Here is a 16194-nt window from a genome sequence, read left to right as displayed (position 1 = left end):
TCTGATGATACGTCCATCTATGAACAAAAGCACAATGGATTCAGAAAACAGTCGCTGTGACATGTCAGGCAAACTCAAGCAGTCATTGGTTGATCTTGGCTGCTATCGGGACAAGCAGACATTTGCGCTCCTTTATGATTTTTTTGCGCCCAGACTCAAAAGGCACCTGATGACTAAAGGTGCTCACGGAGAGATGGCTGAAGACCTGGTTCAGGAAACCATGCTCTCCGTCTGGAGACATTGCAAAAGTTACGATCCCCGTAAGTCGACAGCTTCTACCTGGATATTCAGGATAGCCCGCAACCTCTGGATTGATCGACTGAGAAAGGAAAAGCCAGATTTGATGACACCTCTGGATAATTATCCGGAAACCTGTTTTGAACCGGCCATGGCAGAGTTTGATTCAGAAAAGATCAAGTCCGCCCTGAAGGGTTTGCCTCAGCAACAGGCCCAGCTGGTGTACAAAGTGTATTACGAAGGAAAAAGCCATCGTGAAATTTCTGAAGATATGGACATGCCGTTGGGCAGTGTGAAATCAGGCTTGAGACTGGCTTTCAACAAGCTTCGTAATCAAGCAGGAGAGGTAACATGACAACCCATCACCCTGACCTCAGTACCCTGATGAGTTACTCAGCAGGCAGTCTTCCTGATGCTGTTGCTACGGTGGTTGCCGCTCATCTGAGTGTATGCAGCCGTTGCCGCCAGCATGTTCAGGAAGCAGAACAGGTCGGTATCCGTTTACTGGAAGAGTTAGAACCAGCAACCTTGTCGGCCCATGCTAAAGACGACATTCTGGCTCTACTTGATAAGACTGAGCGGGCCGCCGCTGACAGCAGGGAAGAGCAGAATATTCCGAATGACTCCGATGTTCCCCCCCTCCTCAGACCCGTTTTGGGCTATTATCTGGACGACCTGCACTGGAAGTATATGGCACCCGGACTGAAGCAATTTATCCTGCCAGCATTCGGCAGTAACCTGAGATTGTTAAAAATTGCGCCAGGCACCTGTATGCCTTCCCATGGGCATACCGGCTCTGAGCTCACCATGGTATTAAGAGGCTCCTACACCGATGAGCTGGGACGATTTTGCGCTGGCGATGTCGCCGACCTGGACCCTGACGTTCAGCATCAGCCAGTGGCCGACACTGACGAACATTGTATTTGCCTGATTGCTACTGATGCCCCTTTACGATTCAACGGGCTGGTACCCAGGCTTCTGCAACCTTTCTTTCAGATTTGAGTGAGTTATTGATTTTTACCAATGCTTCAGGCGACTTATGACGTATTTAAGTTACCAAACTCCGCGTAAAGCATCGCCCAATCGGGCGGTGATACAAGCGGTCAGTACGCAGTACTGATAAGAACTATCATGCTTTACGGAAGCCTATGTTTTCTGTAAAGTGATTCCTATGAAGACGAAACGAGCCTACAAAGAACGATTCTACCCAACCCCTGAGCAAGCACAGCTACTTGCCCAATCATTTGGTTGCGCTCGTTTCGCCTACAATAATACCCTTCGATTTCGTACCGATGCCTACTACAAAGACGGAACCAGTATCTCTCATGCTCAGGCTGAAAAGAGGCTTGTCACGCTGAAGGCAGAGTATCCATTCTTAACCGATGTTTCCAGTGTCATTTTGCAACAAACACTCAGGGATCAGCAGGAAGCCTTCAGGAACTTTTGGGATGGAAGAGCCAAGTACCCCAAATTCAAAAAAAGACATTCGAGGCAAAGTATACGGCTGACAAAGGCTGCTTTCAGGTACAAAGAAGGCAAACTATTCATTGCCAAGAGCAAAGAGCCGTTGAATATTCGCTGGAGCCGACCACTGGCTTCTGAGCCTTCCAGTATCACTATCATTAAAGATCGTGCAGGCCGGTACTTTGTGTCCATGCTGTGCGAGTTTGAAGCTAAACCAATGCCTACCATCAATAAGACAGTAGGCATTGATTTAGGTTTAAATGATCTATTCATCACTTCAGACGGTGAAAAATCCGGTAATCCAAGGCACACCAAACGCTACGAGCAAAAGCTCGCCTATCTTCAGCGTCAGATGTCAAAAAAGCAAAAAGGCAGTAGCAACAGAGCCAAAGCAAAGCTCAAGGTTGCACGACTTCATGCCAAGATTGCCGATTGCCGGATGGATGCCACCCACCAGGCATCCCGCAAACTCATTAACGAGAACCAAGTTGTTTGCGTAGAGTCTCTGAACGTGAAGGGAATGATCAAAAATCCAAAACTGACGAAACATATAGCCGATGCAAACTGGGGAGTGTTTGTCCGCCAGTTGAAATACAAGGCTTATTGGGCGGGTAGAGATCTGGTTAAGATAGACCGTTTCTTTCCAAGTTCCAAACGCTGCTCCAGTTGCGGATTTATCCATGAAAGTCTGCCGTTGTCTATTCGTGATTGGGAGTGCCCAGAGTGCAAAACCCATCACGACCGGGACATTAACGCAGCAAAGAATATCAAAACCGCCGGGCTGGCGGGGTTAGCCTGTGGAGCGACTGGAACGGGGATAGAGGCTTAAAGCCCCTATCTAGGGAAGGCGTGTTGAAGCAGGAAGGTTCTTGGAGCGATCTAAGAACCCTCGCCCGATAGGGCGGGGAGTGTCAGAAAGGCTACCAAGGCACTATTGAGCCACAGGTTGAAACAGGATCCCTTTACGGCAAGCTGGCCTTTATCCGTGACTTGGTGACCTACGAGGCTGTGACACTCTCTGAGCTGGAAAAAGAGTTCAGGACGGCGGTTGATACTTATCTTAGAGAATGCATTGAGCTCGATAAAGTACCGGATAAACCTTTTAAAGGTTCCCTGAATATCCGGATTGGCGAAGAACTCCATCGCGTTGCGGCGACTGTTGACAGCGGCATGTCTCTGAATGCCTTTATCTGTAGCGCCATCAGGGAAAAGCTGGAACGGGATTTTAACACCAGGGTCTGATATCCAGTGCTTTCAGCAACCTTAACACCAGGGTCTGATGTCCAGCTCTTTCAGCAACCGCGATAATCATCATCCCGGCATGACTGAACATCAGATACCCTATTTGTTGACAATGAAACATCCAAGATTATGCTCTTACAATCATTCTGGATAAACGTGCAACTTGTAGTATTGATAAAAGGAATAAGCACAGGACCATAGCTGTGTAGACATGAAAAACAATATCAGGGCTAGTCGTTTCACTGAAAAAATATACAGCTGGAATACAAACAAGGAAATATCCTGTAACTATCGATATAAAGGAGAAAAATGTATCTTTGAAATGCGTAAGTATAATTCCCGAGGTGGCCTGTATTGAATCAAATATAATCGCTATTAACACAAGTGGTAACGTATTTTCAAAAAGCATTGTAACACTTTCATCAGATGTGTACTGCCTAATGAGCCAACTTTTTATTAAGTACAAAGACAGAGCAACCATGATCGTAATTAGAGTAATATTCAATAAACAAGCATATAACCAGCAGTGAGCTTCTTTATCTGATACAAACTTATCTGAATCTCCCAGTCTCGATAATTGTGCCTGCCCATATGCAATAGGAAAAATAAACACAATTGAAGCAACATTATTAAGTATCCCAAATGCCGCAACATATGATTCTCCCGCTTGCGCAATCCAAATAGCTAACATTGACATTGCGGTAAATTTAGTAACCACTGCTGCTGAGATCGGAATCCCAATAATAAAACTTTGCCTGAGCGTCGATAAACTAAAAACAGGTAATATTATTGGACCTCTTCCTCCGAATTGCCTCACATAGAGTAACATCCCATAAGTGAGAGAAAATATATAGCTCAGAACCGTTCCTACCGCAGCTCCTTTCTCTCCCATTGGCTCCCCTCCAGTTAAACCAAACACAAGGGGAACCGTGATCAATACATTAACCAGGAACGACAAGACACTTATCTTAAGTAGAGGCTTTGTATATTTACTCACGATAAATAGGTTGGTCACTACCATACTCAAGGAGAGTGGGATCAGGCCCCACATCAAAATTTTCAGATAATTATAGGCATGTGCACTTAACTCTATCTCAAAGCCAAAAAAGAATAAAAACGATTTTAGATTAACAATAATCAGACACAAAGCAGTGCTCACACAAAGCGCAAGAGCACCTACATTGAATACGACGCGTGCTTTTTCCCTGCTATCAGAGGCGGAGAAATACTGTGGAATCATACTCCGTAATAATCCGTTCACAGCTGTTACGAAAATAACGAAAATACTAGTACCAATAACTGCTGAAGATAATGCTAGTATTGAGAACCTTCCGAGCACAACTGTATCTATTACCCCTGACAATATACTAAAGCTTAAGGATATTAAAATTGGAAAGCTGATTTTAGCTGTTTCTAAAAGATCACGTTTGAAATAGGCATAGTATTTCGCCATTCGTACATATAGAGTCATTATTATCACTTCCCCTGTATTAGTCACGACCTGATCTGACACTGCCCTCTCCAAAACTGAGGGTTACCAGTTTAAGTTGGAAGTGCCACCAACTAAAGTAACCCTCAATGAATGAGAAAAACCATCCTGACTGACATCATCTTGCTGAAATTACGTGATACTCCAGCAACCCCCGATGTTGCATCCAGCGAATAAACCAGACCAGCAATCTCAAACGAATCCAGACTTTTGGACGAGTAACAGGCGACAGTTGTCTATAATGCTGCGAGAACCAGAAGCAGAAGCCAGAAAGAACATCCTGACTGATGTCGACGCATTCAATTTTTTCAAAGCCAGCTTCTTGCAGATGGTATTCATACTTCTGCTGAGTCATTAAGCCTTCCACAGAGATGCCACAGGATCTTGCCAGCAGATTGACCATTCTCTGCTCCATCCGATCCTTGAAGGGGCGGCTGAGCACCATATCAGTCAGGGTGAGGCTACCGCCTTCCTTAATCACTTTTCTGGCATTGTTGAAAAAGCGTGGTTTGTTATCAAAGTGGTAAGCGCAATCAAGGGCCAGCAGTTTGTCAAAAGAGTCTGCGTCCAACTTGGCCAGCTCTGCTTCATGACCTCTGACCAGCTTTAGCTGATCATAGTGATGACACTGATCCTGGGCACCTGCCAACAGCTGTTCCGTTTCTGCCAGGGCGGTGAGGGACTCAACCTGATAGTAATCGAGCCAGACCAAAAGCTGATCGTAGCTGGAAAAACCAACATCCAGCACCTTATCCTGATTGGAGAGACAGGCTTTATCGGCAAGAAGACCTGCCAGCTCAGAACACGCCTGGCCATAATCGGAGGTTTCACGCCAATAACCGATCAACCTCCAGCCGGAAGAGGTGGATACGCCACTGTTCAAAAGCCACTGATCAGCCTGCATACCCCGCTCGCCACTGGAAGAAGGCCACCAGATACTGATGATAAAACTGATCAGTTGGGATAAAAGTCCCGACATTACCAGCCAAGTTAGCAGGACGCCGGAAAGAAATGCGAAAATGGTCATAAATATAAATTATTATTCCTTGTGGATAAGCCTGCATGTGCCTGTAGTACTCAGACAGGTACCCGATAATAGAGAGATCCTTCTGCTATTACCAGAGGCAAACTTTTTCTTCCTGTGAATAGAAACTCGATGCATAAAATGTTTATAAAAATTCTACTCTTTGTTCTGGCTCTGGCTGGCTCCGCTTTCCTGTATCTGAAATTCAAACCGGTTGAAAAGCCTGTCAGCCCGCTTCCCGAACTGACCCAATTGTTGGAAAGAGCCGAGATTCAGTCTGAAGCACTCACCCTGCCAAAAGCAAAGCCCATTCATTTGGCAGACTGGCAGCTGCTGATGCAACAGGTGGCTGACCAGAACGGTTTGCAGATTGGCGTCAGAGAGGGCAATGCCCTGCAGGCTGAAATCTACATCAAGGAAGGATCGGTAGAATCCTTTGTGAACGGGTTTGCGGATATGTATGCCAGAGGGCTGAGAGTTCAGAGCATACGATTGCTGGAAGCCGGTGAGCCAGGGCAGGTTAGGGCTGAAATGGTGAAGTTGCTGGTGAGTCCTTAGATGACAGTCTTATCTTTACTGGCCGTTTGAGCCGTCAGTTTACTGTTAGTGAAAAGAAGGTCGACAGGAAAATGAGGTTCTTCTCGTTGTCTGACAAGTGACTCGATAGCGTCTTCATTGGCAATGTGAGTCATCAATGCTGGATTTTCTTTTCAAGAGAAGAGACATGTCTGGTTGCTCCAAAGTCGGTATTTATTTTCGCCTGAAGAGGGTTTTCAAAATTAATCGCTCCTCCGCAGTTCAGTAATTATCGCCCGAGCAAATTGATTAATGGTCAACACATGTCGGGCATCGGCGCTAATGGTGGCTAATCTGAGTGGATCCTCGTCTCGAATAGTGGCTTTTTTAACCCATAACCCCTCTCTCCCAAGACCATAAATGTGCGCCTCATTGTCACCCGCGGCGATGGTTACCAGATGGCAACCATCGGCACTGAAGGTGGCTGACCGGAGTTTACCTTTGTGGTTAATGGTGACTTTTGGTCTCCATATTCCATCGTCATCCCGACCATAGATTTGTGCGGTGTGATCGTCACTGGCGGTCACTACATAACGGCCATCAGCGCTGAAGTGGGCTAAGGTGATTGCGTCCTTGTGTTTAATGATGGCTTCTTTTTTCCACGATCCGGGGGTTTTCTGAACATAGATTTTTGCCTTCCCATCTTTACCGGCAGTCACCACACGTTTGTTATCGGTACTGAAGTTGGCTGAGTAGACCCGACCACCATGATTAATTGTTTGTATTTTTTCCCATGATCCGTCGTCCTGCAGGTCATAGATTGTTGCCGTACCATCTTTGCTGGCGGTTACCAGATGATTGCCATCGGCGCTGAAGGTGGCAGAGTAGACTTCATTCTTATGGCGAATGACGGTTCTTACGTTCCATGATCCATCTTCTTCCCGACCATAGATGGTGACAGTGTTATTATCTGAATCAATGACCGACAGATGACGTCCATCGAAGCTTAAGCTGGCCGACTTGACTGGACCCTCATGATTAATGGTGGCTGTTGGTTTCCACGATCCATCGGTCCCCAGACTATGGATTCTCAGCCCTCCATATTTATCAGCAGTCACCACATGGCGACTATCGGCGCTGAAGTTAGCAGAACAGATTATAGATTCATGATTAATGATGAGTTTTTCTGTCCATGATCCATCGTCAGTCTGACCACAGATTTTCGCTATGAGATCATCACTGTTGGTCACCATATGACGGCTATCACGACTGAAGATGGCGGATTTGAGCCAACGGGGATGTGAAATGACGGTGTTTTCTGCCCAGGATCCATCGATTTTCTGGCTGTGGACTTTCACCGTTGCATCCGCACTGGCGGTCGCCAGATGGTCGCTATTGGCGCTGAAGGTGGCTTCGTTGACAAAACGTCTATGCCAAAACTCGATTTTTTTTACTAACTCAAACGTTTCACATTGAGCCATCAGTTTACTGTTAGTGAAAAGAAGGTCGACAGGAAAATGAGGTTCTTCTCGCCGTCTTACAAGTGACTCGATAGTGTCCTCATTGGCAAATGGCCGCAACCAGTTACGGAGTTTTTGCTCATCACTTTTTGCCGTAGCGATAGTCTTGAGTTGATATTGGTGTGGAGCAGGAAACCGGCGATACCAGATTTTTTCCACCGTCTTATTGTTTTTAATAAATGTGTGAAAATGTTGGCATACCTTAGCTAAACCAATAATCTCCCGAAAACTCAAATGGCTGATAATCATAGAGGTCGGTACGTCGGGCAAACTGAGGAACAACGATTTGTTTTTGTCATAGACAGTAACCTCCCTGCCTGCACTGACACCCCTTGGTGCTTCCTGTGTTTGAGGTTGCTTAGGTGGTTGTGAGTCATCAATGCTGGATTTTCTTTTCAAAGTAGGAGGCATGTCTGGTTACTCCAAAGTCAGTATTCAATCTCGGCTTGAGAGAGTATTCAAAACCGATTCATGAAAGTTGGAAAGGGTTTCAGAATAAAAGTTCATAACATTAAGGTCAGTGACGCTGACTAAATTGCAAATAAGCCCCCCTGATCTACAATAATTTCGGCCAAACCAAAGAACTGGTCTGGCTGCCTGAGTAGCCAGTTGTAACCTGCTACAGCGGCAAAATAGAAAATTTGGGACAATTTAAAAATGAGTAATATGGCCAGAATTGTGGCATTGGTTTTATTTTTGACGACACTTCCATTGGCGGCCAGTGGAGGTACTGAAACACTCATCCATGTTAATGAACATCCAGTAGGTACGACGATTTCGAACCAGGGAATATCCCACTTATTAAAACCACAGACCCACCTTCTGGTACAACAGGATTCTTATACAATCGCTCGACAGGTGTTAGATTCACTGCGCACTTCTGCCATTTTTGTTGTTATTGCATTTGTACCCTATTACATAGCCGCCGCCAGAGAAGTGGTTCTTAAACAGCAGTCAGGCAGCCACTCTTTTATAACGGATGTTTTCGCAGCATCGGCAGTGACAGTAGAGTCAGGGATCGGTGCATTTTTTACACTGCTTAACCTGAATTTTTATTTTAACTATCTGACTTCCACTGTGTCTGACTACGTCGACAGGGAAAACAAAATCCTTGCCTGTGACGCGCACCTTCCCCGCAAAGGCTTCATGCCTGTCTACCCTGAACACCCTTGGCTGGCCAGTCATTACTATCAGCAGGTTGTATTCCCCGAAGATCAAAAGCCATTTCTGGAAATCAATGTACTGGAAAATAATGACGACATTGATCCCCCTGATGACATTCCAGAATGGCTCCATTTATACCAAACGCTTTCTGACAACCGTATGGATAAGCTGACTATCCAGATTGATGAGAACCATAACAACCTGCTAAAACTGATGGTCAGTGGAGACCAGGTTTCTGAAGAAATAAACCTGCTTATTGATGCTGAAACGGATGTTCAATGGGATTTAGAAACCATCACAACCGTCTGCTCACACTTTGAAGAGGCTAAGGTTTACAGTCTCTTTCATGGAGAAACCTTAAAGGCTGTTAACCGGGCTATTGAAAACGCAATATTGGGGAGTGCCACCGAAATGATGGTGTTTTCCCCATCTTTAACCGATGTGTTAAACAGTCAAAAAGGCGCTGCGGTTATTAGCCTGAGTACCAGCCAGAATAACCCGGTATCACGACTGGTTTACTCTGACCATGATCTTTTTAGCCACCATCAGGGCTTTTTACTGCTCACTGACTCCAGCCAGCATTCAGAGGATCTGTTTTCACTGGCGCTCAGTACCACATCAGACAAACTGGCCATGGGTATTTCGTCACAAAAAATCTGGCAGCAGCATCATATCAAGGACCTTGTGTCATTACTTCAAATGGGAACCGGGCACTTATTTTATCATTCCATGAATAGCCATCTGGCAAGGTCGTCTAACCTTGGGTCAGCTCCATCATCTCAACAGAGCCATTCCTTTAAAAACAGCCTGACCAATATTCGAGAACCGACAGAATTATCGCAACGTTCGGTGGAACCCGGTTTTTTGAGATCCTCAATCGATACTTTCGAAAGGATGATAGAAGCGGGAAAATGGTCTTTCCATAACGAACTGTATAATCTGCATGAAAAAATTTTAAACCGATTTGCTCTGTTCATGCTTGAACCGTCAGCTGATGGTGCCAGTTCATCGAAAAAAATACGACTGGATCAGACAAGGTACCCCAGGCAGAATGCACAGGGCCAAGAGGAAGAGCATGTTTCTTTATTAAGAAAATTCAGAAGGCTGCTACTAAGTAAATCCAGAAAGAAGGTTGATGAGCATACAAAATATGGTGATAGATTTATAATGGTAAATGATGTATTTGATAAGCGTCTTTTAAAAAAGGTTAAAAGAAAAATAGACAAAGATCGCCGATTGTTTGATGTGGATTTTATCAAAGGTCAGCTTGAAAAACACTTATTTATGGGGGGGTTCTTCATACCGAAAAATGATATTTGTGATCATGTGTTTCTGCAATTAATTAATGGTAATCTACGGTTTTATATGGAATTGGCATCCAAATATAGAAACCTGATCTGTCATTTTGACGAAAATGGCAAGATCATAGAAAAAGAAGAATTCAAAAAACGTATTGTTAACACTTCTTCAAAATCTGTTAAAAAGCTATGCTGTCAGGCATTAGAAAAAATGTGTGATTCATTTGGTTGGTCAGGTAATAAGGTTGAAAATATACGGTTTATTATAGTGCGTTATCCCCTGATCCATCCCGACAGGTTTGAAGGGTTCCCGTTACCTCACAAAAATATTAAGGATTTGCTCTGGCATCGTGATCCGGCGCAGGCAAGCTTTGTTGTACAGCTAAGTGACAACGATTGTGAAATAGAATATTCAGGTGGTGGACTTGATATTGGACGATCTTCAACGCGCCGCTTGATTGTTGACTCGCCTGATGAAGGGACGGAAGAAACACATGGTTATAAATTAAATTTCGGTTATGCCTTTACTAACGAGAAGCATTTGGTTCATCGGGGTGGAAATATAAACTTCAAATGCAGCAATGATAAGAGCAAAGTAGGAGAAAAATGCATCATTATTGTATCGGCTGATTACTGGTAAGTACTCAGCTATTTGGAAACGAATATTTCTAGCTTATTGGGCAGGTGCTCGGTCAGGCTCCTGGTAACCTGCTACAGCGGCAAAATAGAAAATGTGGGACAATTTAAAAATGAGTAATATGGCCAGACTGGCAACATTGATTTTATTTTTGACTGCACTTCCATTGGCGGCAAGTGGAGGCACTGAAACACTCATCAACGTCAATGAACATCCAGTAGGTACGACGATTTCGAACCAGGGAATACCCCACTTATTAAAACCACAGACTCACCTTCTGGTACAGCAGGACTCTTATACAATCGCACGACAGGTGTTAGATTCACTGCGCACTTCAGCCATTTTTGTTGTTATTGCATTTGTACCCTACTACATAGCCGCCGCCAGAGAAGTGGTTCTTAAACAGCAGTCAGGCAGCCACTCTTTTATAACGGATGTTTTCGCAGCATCGGCAGTGACAGTAGAGTCAGGGATTGGTGCATTTTTTACACTGCTTAACCTGAATTTTTATTTTAACTATCTGACTTCCACTGTGTCTGACTACGTCGACAGGGAAAACAAAATCCTTGCCTGTGACGCGCACCTTCCCCGTAAAGGCTTCATGCCTGTCTACCCTGAACACCCCTGGCTGGCCAGTCATTACTATCAGCAGGTTGTATTCCCCGAAGATCAAAAGCCATTTCTGGAAATCAATGTACTGAGCAATAATGACGACATTGATCCCCCTGATGACATTCCAGAATGGGTCAATTTATACCAAACGCTTTCTAACAACCGTATGGATAAGCTGACTATCCAGATCGATGAGAACCACACCAACCTGCTAAAACTGATGGTCAGTGGAGATCAGGTTTCTGAAGAAATAAACCTGATTATTGATGCTGAAACGGATGTTCAATGGGATTTAGAAACTATCACAACCGTCTGCTCACACTTTGAAGAGGCTAAGGTTTACAGTCTCTTTCATGGAGAAACCTTAAAGGCTGTTAACCGGGCTATTGAAAGCGCAATATTGGGGAGTGCCACCGAAATGATGGTGTTTTCCCCATCTTTAACCGATGTGTTAAACAGTCAAAAAGGCGCTGCGGTTATCGGCCTGAGTAGTAGCCAGAATAACCCGGTATCACGACTGGTTTACTCTGACCATGATCTTTTTAGCCACCATCAGGGCTTTTTACTGCTTACTGACTCCAGCCAGCATTCAGAGGATCTGTTTTCACTGGCGCTCAGTACGACGTCAGACAAACTGGCCATGAGTATTTCTGCACAAAAAATCTGGCAGCAGCACCATATCAAGAACCTTATGTCACTGCTTCAAATGGGAATCGGGCACTTATTTTATCATTCCATGAATAACCATCTGGCAAGGTCGTCTAATCTTGGGTCAGCTCCATCATCTCAACAGAGCCATTCTTTTAAAAACAGTCTGGCCAGTGTTCCGGAATCGACGGAATTATCGAAAGGTTTGGTAGAGTCTGGTTTTTTGAGAGTATCAACCGATACTTTCAAAAAGATGATAAAAGCGGGTAAATGGTCTTTCCATAACGAACTGTATAATCTGCATGTAAAAATTTTAAACCGATTTGCTCTATTCATGCTTGAACCGTCGGCTGATGGTGCCAGTTCATCGAAAAAAATACGACTGGATCAAACAAGGTACCCTAGGCAGAGTGCACAGGACTCAGAAGAGAATGTTTTAGCAGATATAGCCGGTAGCAGCCATTTCGCCACGCCATCGGTTTTAGGGGAAAGGACAGTCGATAAAAATATAAAATATGGTGATAAATTCATTCAGGTAAAAGATGTATTTGATAAAGATCTTTTAAAAAAGGTCAAAAGAGAAATAAGCGAAGATCGCCGAATATTTGATGTGGATTTTATCAAAAAAGGGTTTTTAGAATCCTCCTCTAAAGATTATTTCAGAATTCCGAAAAATAATATTTTTGATTATCTAGCTCTGAACCGCCTTAATGGTAACCTACGAAATGTAATTAAATTGGATGACGAGGTAGAAGAACTGACCTGTCATTTTGATAAAGATGGAAAGATAAAAGAAAAAGAAGCATTCAAGAGAAATATTATTTACACCCGTTCGGAATCTGTTAAAGAACTATGCTGCCAGGCATTAGAAAAGATGGCAGATTCATTAAATTTTTCAGGTAATAAGTTTGACAATATACAGTTCTATATAATGCGCTATCCCCTAATGCATCCCGACAGGTTTGAAGGGTTCTTTTTGCCTCACAAAAATATTAAGGGTTTTCCTTGGCATCGCGATCCGGCACAGGCAAGTCTGGTTGTACAGTTGAATGACAACGATGGTGAAATAGAATATTCAGGTGGTGGACTTGATATTGGACAGTCTTCAGATCGCGGCAAGAATCTTCACTCGCCTGATAAAGGGACGGAAGAAACACATGGTTATAAATTAAATTGCGGTTATGCCTTTACTAACAAGAATTATTTGGTTCATCGGGGCGGAGATATAAACTTCAAATGCAGCAATGATAAGAACAAAGTAGCAGAAAAATGCATCATTGTTGTATTGGCTGATTACTGGTAAGTACTCAGCTATTTGGAAACGAATATTTCTGGCTTATTGGGCAGGTGCTCGGTCAGGCTCCTGGTAACCTGCTACAGCGGCAAAATAGAAAATGTGGGACAATTTAAAAATGAGTAATATGGCCAGACTGGCAACATTGATTTTATTTTTGACTGCACTTCCATTGGCGGCAAGTGGAGGCACTGAAACACTCATCAACGTCAATGAACATCCAGTAGGTACGACGATTTCGAACCAGGGAATACCCCACTTATTAAAACCACAGACTCACCTTCTGGTACAGCAGGACTCTTATACAATCGCACGACAGGTGTTAGATTCACTGCGCACTTCAGCCATTTTTGTTGTTATTGCATTTGTACCCTACTACATAGCCGCCGCCAGAGAAGTGGTTCTTAAACAGCAGTCAGGCAGACACTCTTTTATAACGGATGTTTTCGCAGCATCGGCAGTGACAGCAGAGTCACGGATCGGTGCATTTTTTACACTGCTTAACCTGAATTTTTATTTTAACTATCTGACTTCCACCGTGTCTGGCTACGTCGACAGGGAAAACAAAATCCTTGCCTGTGACTCGAACCTTCCTCGCAAAGGGTTTATGCCTGTTTACCCTGAACACCCCTGGCTGGCCAGTCATTACTATCAGCGAGTTGTATTCCATGAAGATCAAAAGCCATTTCTGGAAATCAATGTACTGAGCAATAATGACGACATTGATCCCCCTGATGACATTCCAGAATGGGTCAATTTATACCAAACGCTTTCTAACAACCGTATGGATAAGCTGACTATCCAGATTCATGAGAACCACACCAACCTGCTAAAACTGATGGTCAGTGGAGATCAGGTTTCTGAAGAAATAAACCTGATTATTGATGCTGAAACGGATGTTCAATGGGATTTAGAAACCATCACAACCGTCTGCTCACACTTTGAAGAGGCTAAGGTTTACAGTCTCTTTCATAGAGAAACCTTAAAGGCTGTTAACCGGGCTATTGAAAACGCAATGTCGGGCAATACCACTGAAAGGATGGTTTTTTCCCCATCTTTAACCGATGTGTTAAACAGTCAAAAAGGCGCTGCGGTTATCGGCCTGAGTAGTAGCCATAATAACCCGGCATCACGACTGGTTTACTCTGACCATGATCTTTTTAGCCATCATCAGGGCTTTTTACTGCTCACTGACTCCAGCCAGCATTCAGAGGATCTGTTTTCACTGGCGCTCAGTACCACATCAGACAAACTGGCCATGGGTATTTCGGCACAAAAAATCTGGCAGCAGCATCATATCAAGGACCTTATGTCACTGCTTCAGATGGGAACCGGGCACTTATTTTATCATTCCATGAATACCCATCTGGCAAGGTCGTCTAATCTTGGGTCAGCTCCATCAACTCGACAGAGCCATTCTTTTAAAAACAGTCTGACCCGTGTTCCGGAATCGACAGAATTATCGAAAGGTTTGGTAGAACCCGGTTTTTTGAGCACATCAAGCAATACTTTCAAAGAAATGATAGAAGCGGGTAAATGGTCTTTCCATAAAGAATTGTATAATCTGCATGAAAAAATTTTAAACCGATTTGCTCTGTTCATGCTTGAACCGTCGGCTGATGGTGCCAGTTCATCGAAAAAAATACAACTGGATCAGACAAGGTTCCCAAGGCAGAGCGCAGTCGATAAAAATATAAAATATGGTGATAAATTCATTCAGGTAAAAGATGTATTTGATGAAGGTATTTTAGAAAAGGTCAACGGCGAAATAGAAAAAGATCGTCGGATGTTTGATGTGGATTTTGTCGAGAATATTTTAGATAAATGCAAAAATATTGCTAATGGTAAAATTCCGGAGAATGATCTTTTTACTGATATAAATGTAGGTATTTTTGGAGAAGGAAACTTGCGCTCTCTAATTAGATTGGATTCTGACAATAAAGTCTTAAATAGCTATTTTGATAAAGATGGTAAGATGATAGATAAAGAGCTATTCAAGGAAAATATTATTCAAACCCGCTCGGAAGCCGTCAAAGATCTATGCTGCCAAGCATTGGAAAAAATGGCTGCTTCATTAGATTGGTCAAACAGTTTGGTTGAAAAAATACATTTGTATATAATCCGCTATCCCCTTTTCCATCCTGACAAGTACAAAGGGGTCTTCTACAGATCTGGTAAGGTTGAGGATATGCCCTGGCATCGCGACGATGCAGAGGCCACTCTGGTTGTACAGTTGAATGACCACGATTGTGAAACAGACTATTCAGGAGGTGGGCTTAATATTGGCCGTTATATTGGCCGGTCTTTAGACGAGATTTTTAAATTCCCTGATGATGGTACGGAAGAAAGCTATTTTTATGAAAAAAATAGCGGTTTTGTCTTTACTAACAAGGCTGGTTTAGTTCACCAATGCCAAGATATGGTCTACAAAATCACTAATGATGAAACAAAAGTGGTAGAAAAATGCATAATTCTTGTACTCGCTAAACGAGTAATCAGAAAAATTGGTATAGGAAAATGACTTGCACCCTTGATCGTACTGGAAGGATGATCGTTGTTTTTTGAATGGGAAAATAAGCGCATGGACGTGCTGAATTAATTGCAAATAAGCCCCCCTGAACTACACTAATCCCAGCCAAAACAAAGAACTGATCTGGGCTGCCTTTTAACCTGTTAAAGCGGCAAAATAAAAAATGTGGGACAATTTAAAAATGAGTAATATGGCCAGAATTGTGGCATTGGTTTTATTTTTGACGCCACTTCCATTGGCGGCCAGTGGAGGTACTGAAACACTCATCCATGTTAATGAACATCCAGTAGGTACGACGATTTCGAACCAGGGAATATCCCACTTATTAAAACCACAGACTCACCTTCTGGTACAGCAGGATTCTTATACAATCGCACGACAGGTGTTAGATTCACTGCGCACTTCTGCCATTTTCGTTGTTATTGCATTTGTACCCTATTACATAGCCGCCGCCAGAGAAGTGGTTCTTAAACAGCAGTCAGGCAGCCACTCTTTTATAACGGATGTTTTCGCAGCATC

The 16194-nt window shown here is 43.6% G+C and carries 13 protein-coding genes; 8 read left to right on the top strand and 5 right to left on the bottom strand.

The features are described from left to right. Positions 1 to 19: 19 nt before the first annotated feature. The 4 genes from K7B67_RS22770 (at position 20) to K7B67_RS22755 (ending at position 2943) form a co-directional block, all read left to right on the top strand. Positions 20 to 592 carry a sigma-70 family RNA polymerase sigma factor gene (locus K7B67_RS22770; protein WP_252178130.1) on the top strand — a complete coding sequence of 191 codons (573 nt, stop codon included), beginning with the start codon at positions 20 to 22 and terminating at the stop codon, positions 590 to 592. Then, the gene (locus K7B67_RS22765; RefSeq protein WP_252178129.1) at positions 589 to 1239 is read left to right on the top strand and encodes a ChrR family anti-sigma-E factor; all 651 of its coding nucleotides are present in this window, start codon (positions 589 to 591) and stop codon (positions 1237 to 1239) included. The genes K7B67_RS22770 and K7B67_RS22765 overlap by 4 nt, the downstream gene beginning before the upstream one ends. Positions 1240 to 1408: 169 nt before the next feature. Continuing rightward, the gene (locus K7B67_RS22760; RefSeq protein ID WP_252178128.1) at positions 1409 to 2530 is read left to right on the top strand and encodes a transposase; all 1122 of its coding nucleotides are present in this window, start codon (positions 1409 to 1411) and stop codon (positions 2528 to 2530) included. Positions 2531 to 2694: 164 nt separating this feature from the next. Next, a complete protein-coding gene (locus tag K7B67_RS22755; RefSeq protein WP_252178127.1) occupies positions 2695 to 2943 on the top strand; it encodes a toxin-antitoxin system HicB family antitoxin in 249 nt (82 codons plus the stop codon). Between the two features lie 127 nt (positions 2944 to 3070). Here the strand turns inward: K7B67_RS22755 and K7B67_RS22750 are convergent, their stop codons facing one another. After that, a complete protein-coding gene (locus tag K7B67_RS22750) occupies positions 3071 to 4414 on the bottom strand; it encodes an MATE family efflux transporter (protein ID WP_252178126.1) in 1344 nt (447 codons plus the stop codon). 136 nt (positions 4415 to 4550) lie between these two features. Beyond that, entirely contained in the window at positions 4551 to 5459 is a 909-nt protein-coding gene (locus K7B67_RS22745) for a methyltransferase domain-containing protein (protein ID WP_252178125.1), read from the bottom strand. A 138-nt stretch (positions 5460 to 5597) separates the two neighbouring features. Here K7B67_RS22745 and K7B67_RS22740 point away from each other — a divergent pair, with 138 nt between their 5' ends. Continuing rightward, positions 5598 to 6014 carry a hypothetical protein gene (locus K7B67_RS22740; RefSeq protein WP_252178124.1) on the top strand — a complete coding sequence of 139 codons (417 nt, stop codon included), beginning with the start codon at positions 5598 to 5600 and terminating at the stop codon, positions 6012 to 6014. Between the two features lie 221 nt (positions 6015 to 6235). On the opposite strand, the gene K7B67_RS22735 is transcribed toward K7B67_RS22740, so the two are convergent. The 3 genes from K7B67_RS22735 to K7B67_RS22725 all read right to left on the bottom strand — a co-directional run bounded on the left by K7B67_RS22735 (position 6236) and on the right by K7B67_RS22725 (position 8788). Continuing rightward, entirely contained in the window at positions 6236 to 7903 is a 1668-nt protein-coding gene (locus K7B67_RS22735; protein ID WP_252178123.1) for an F-box/WD40 repeat-containing protein, read from the bottom strand. A 119-nt stretch (positions 7904 to 8022) separates the two neighbouring features. Beyond that, entirely contained in the window at positions 8023 to 8235 is a 213-nt protein-coding gene (locus tag K7B67_RS22730) for a hypothetical protein (protein ID WP_252178122.1), read from the bottom strand. Positions 8236 to 8503: 268 nt separating this feature from the next. After that, entirely contained in the window at positions 8504 to 8788 is a 285-nt protein-coding gene (locus K7B67_RS22725) for a hypothetical protein (RefSeq protein WP_252178121.1), read from the bottom strand. 27 nt (positions 8789 to 8815) lie between these two features. Between K7B67_RS22725 and K7B67_RS22720 the strand changes: the two genes are divergently transcribed. The 3 genes from K7B67_RS22720 to K7B67_RS22710 all read left to right on the top strand — a co-directional run bounded on the left by K7B67_RS22720 (position 8816) and on the right by K7B67_RS22710 (position 15666). Further along, the gene (locus K7B67_RS22720) at positions 8816 to 10594 is read left to right on the top strand and encodes a hypothetical protein (protein WP_252178120.1); all 1779 of its coding nucleotides are present in this window, start codon (positions 8816 to 8818) and stop codon (positions 10592 to 10594) included. Positions 10595 to 10685: 91 nt separating this feature from the next. Beyond that, entirely contained in the window at positions 10686 to 13154 is a 2469-nt protein-coding gene (locus K7B67_RS22715; protein ID WP_252178119.1) for a hypothetical protein, read from the top strand. Positions 13155 to 13752: 598 nt separating this feature from the next. Next, a complete protein-coding gene (locus K7B67_RS22710) occupies positions 13753 to 15666 on the top strand; it encodes a hypothetical protein (RefSeq protein WP_252178118.1) in 1914 nt (637 codons plus the stop codon). Positions 15667 to 16194: the final 528 nt, after the last annotated feature.

The sequence above is a fragment of the Endozoicomonas sp. 4G genome (assembly GCF_023822025.1).
Classification (GTDB): domain Bacteria; phylum Pseudomonadota; class Gammaproteobacteria; order Pseudomonadales; family Endozoicomonadaceae; genus Endozoicomonas_A.
Note: the sequence above shows the minus strand (reverse complement) of the source record. Positions and strands in the feature narration are given on the sequence as shown.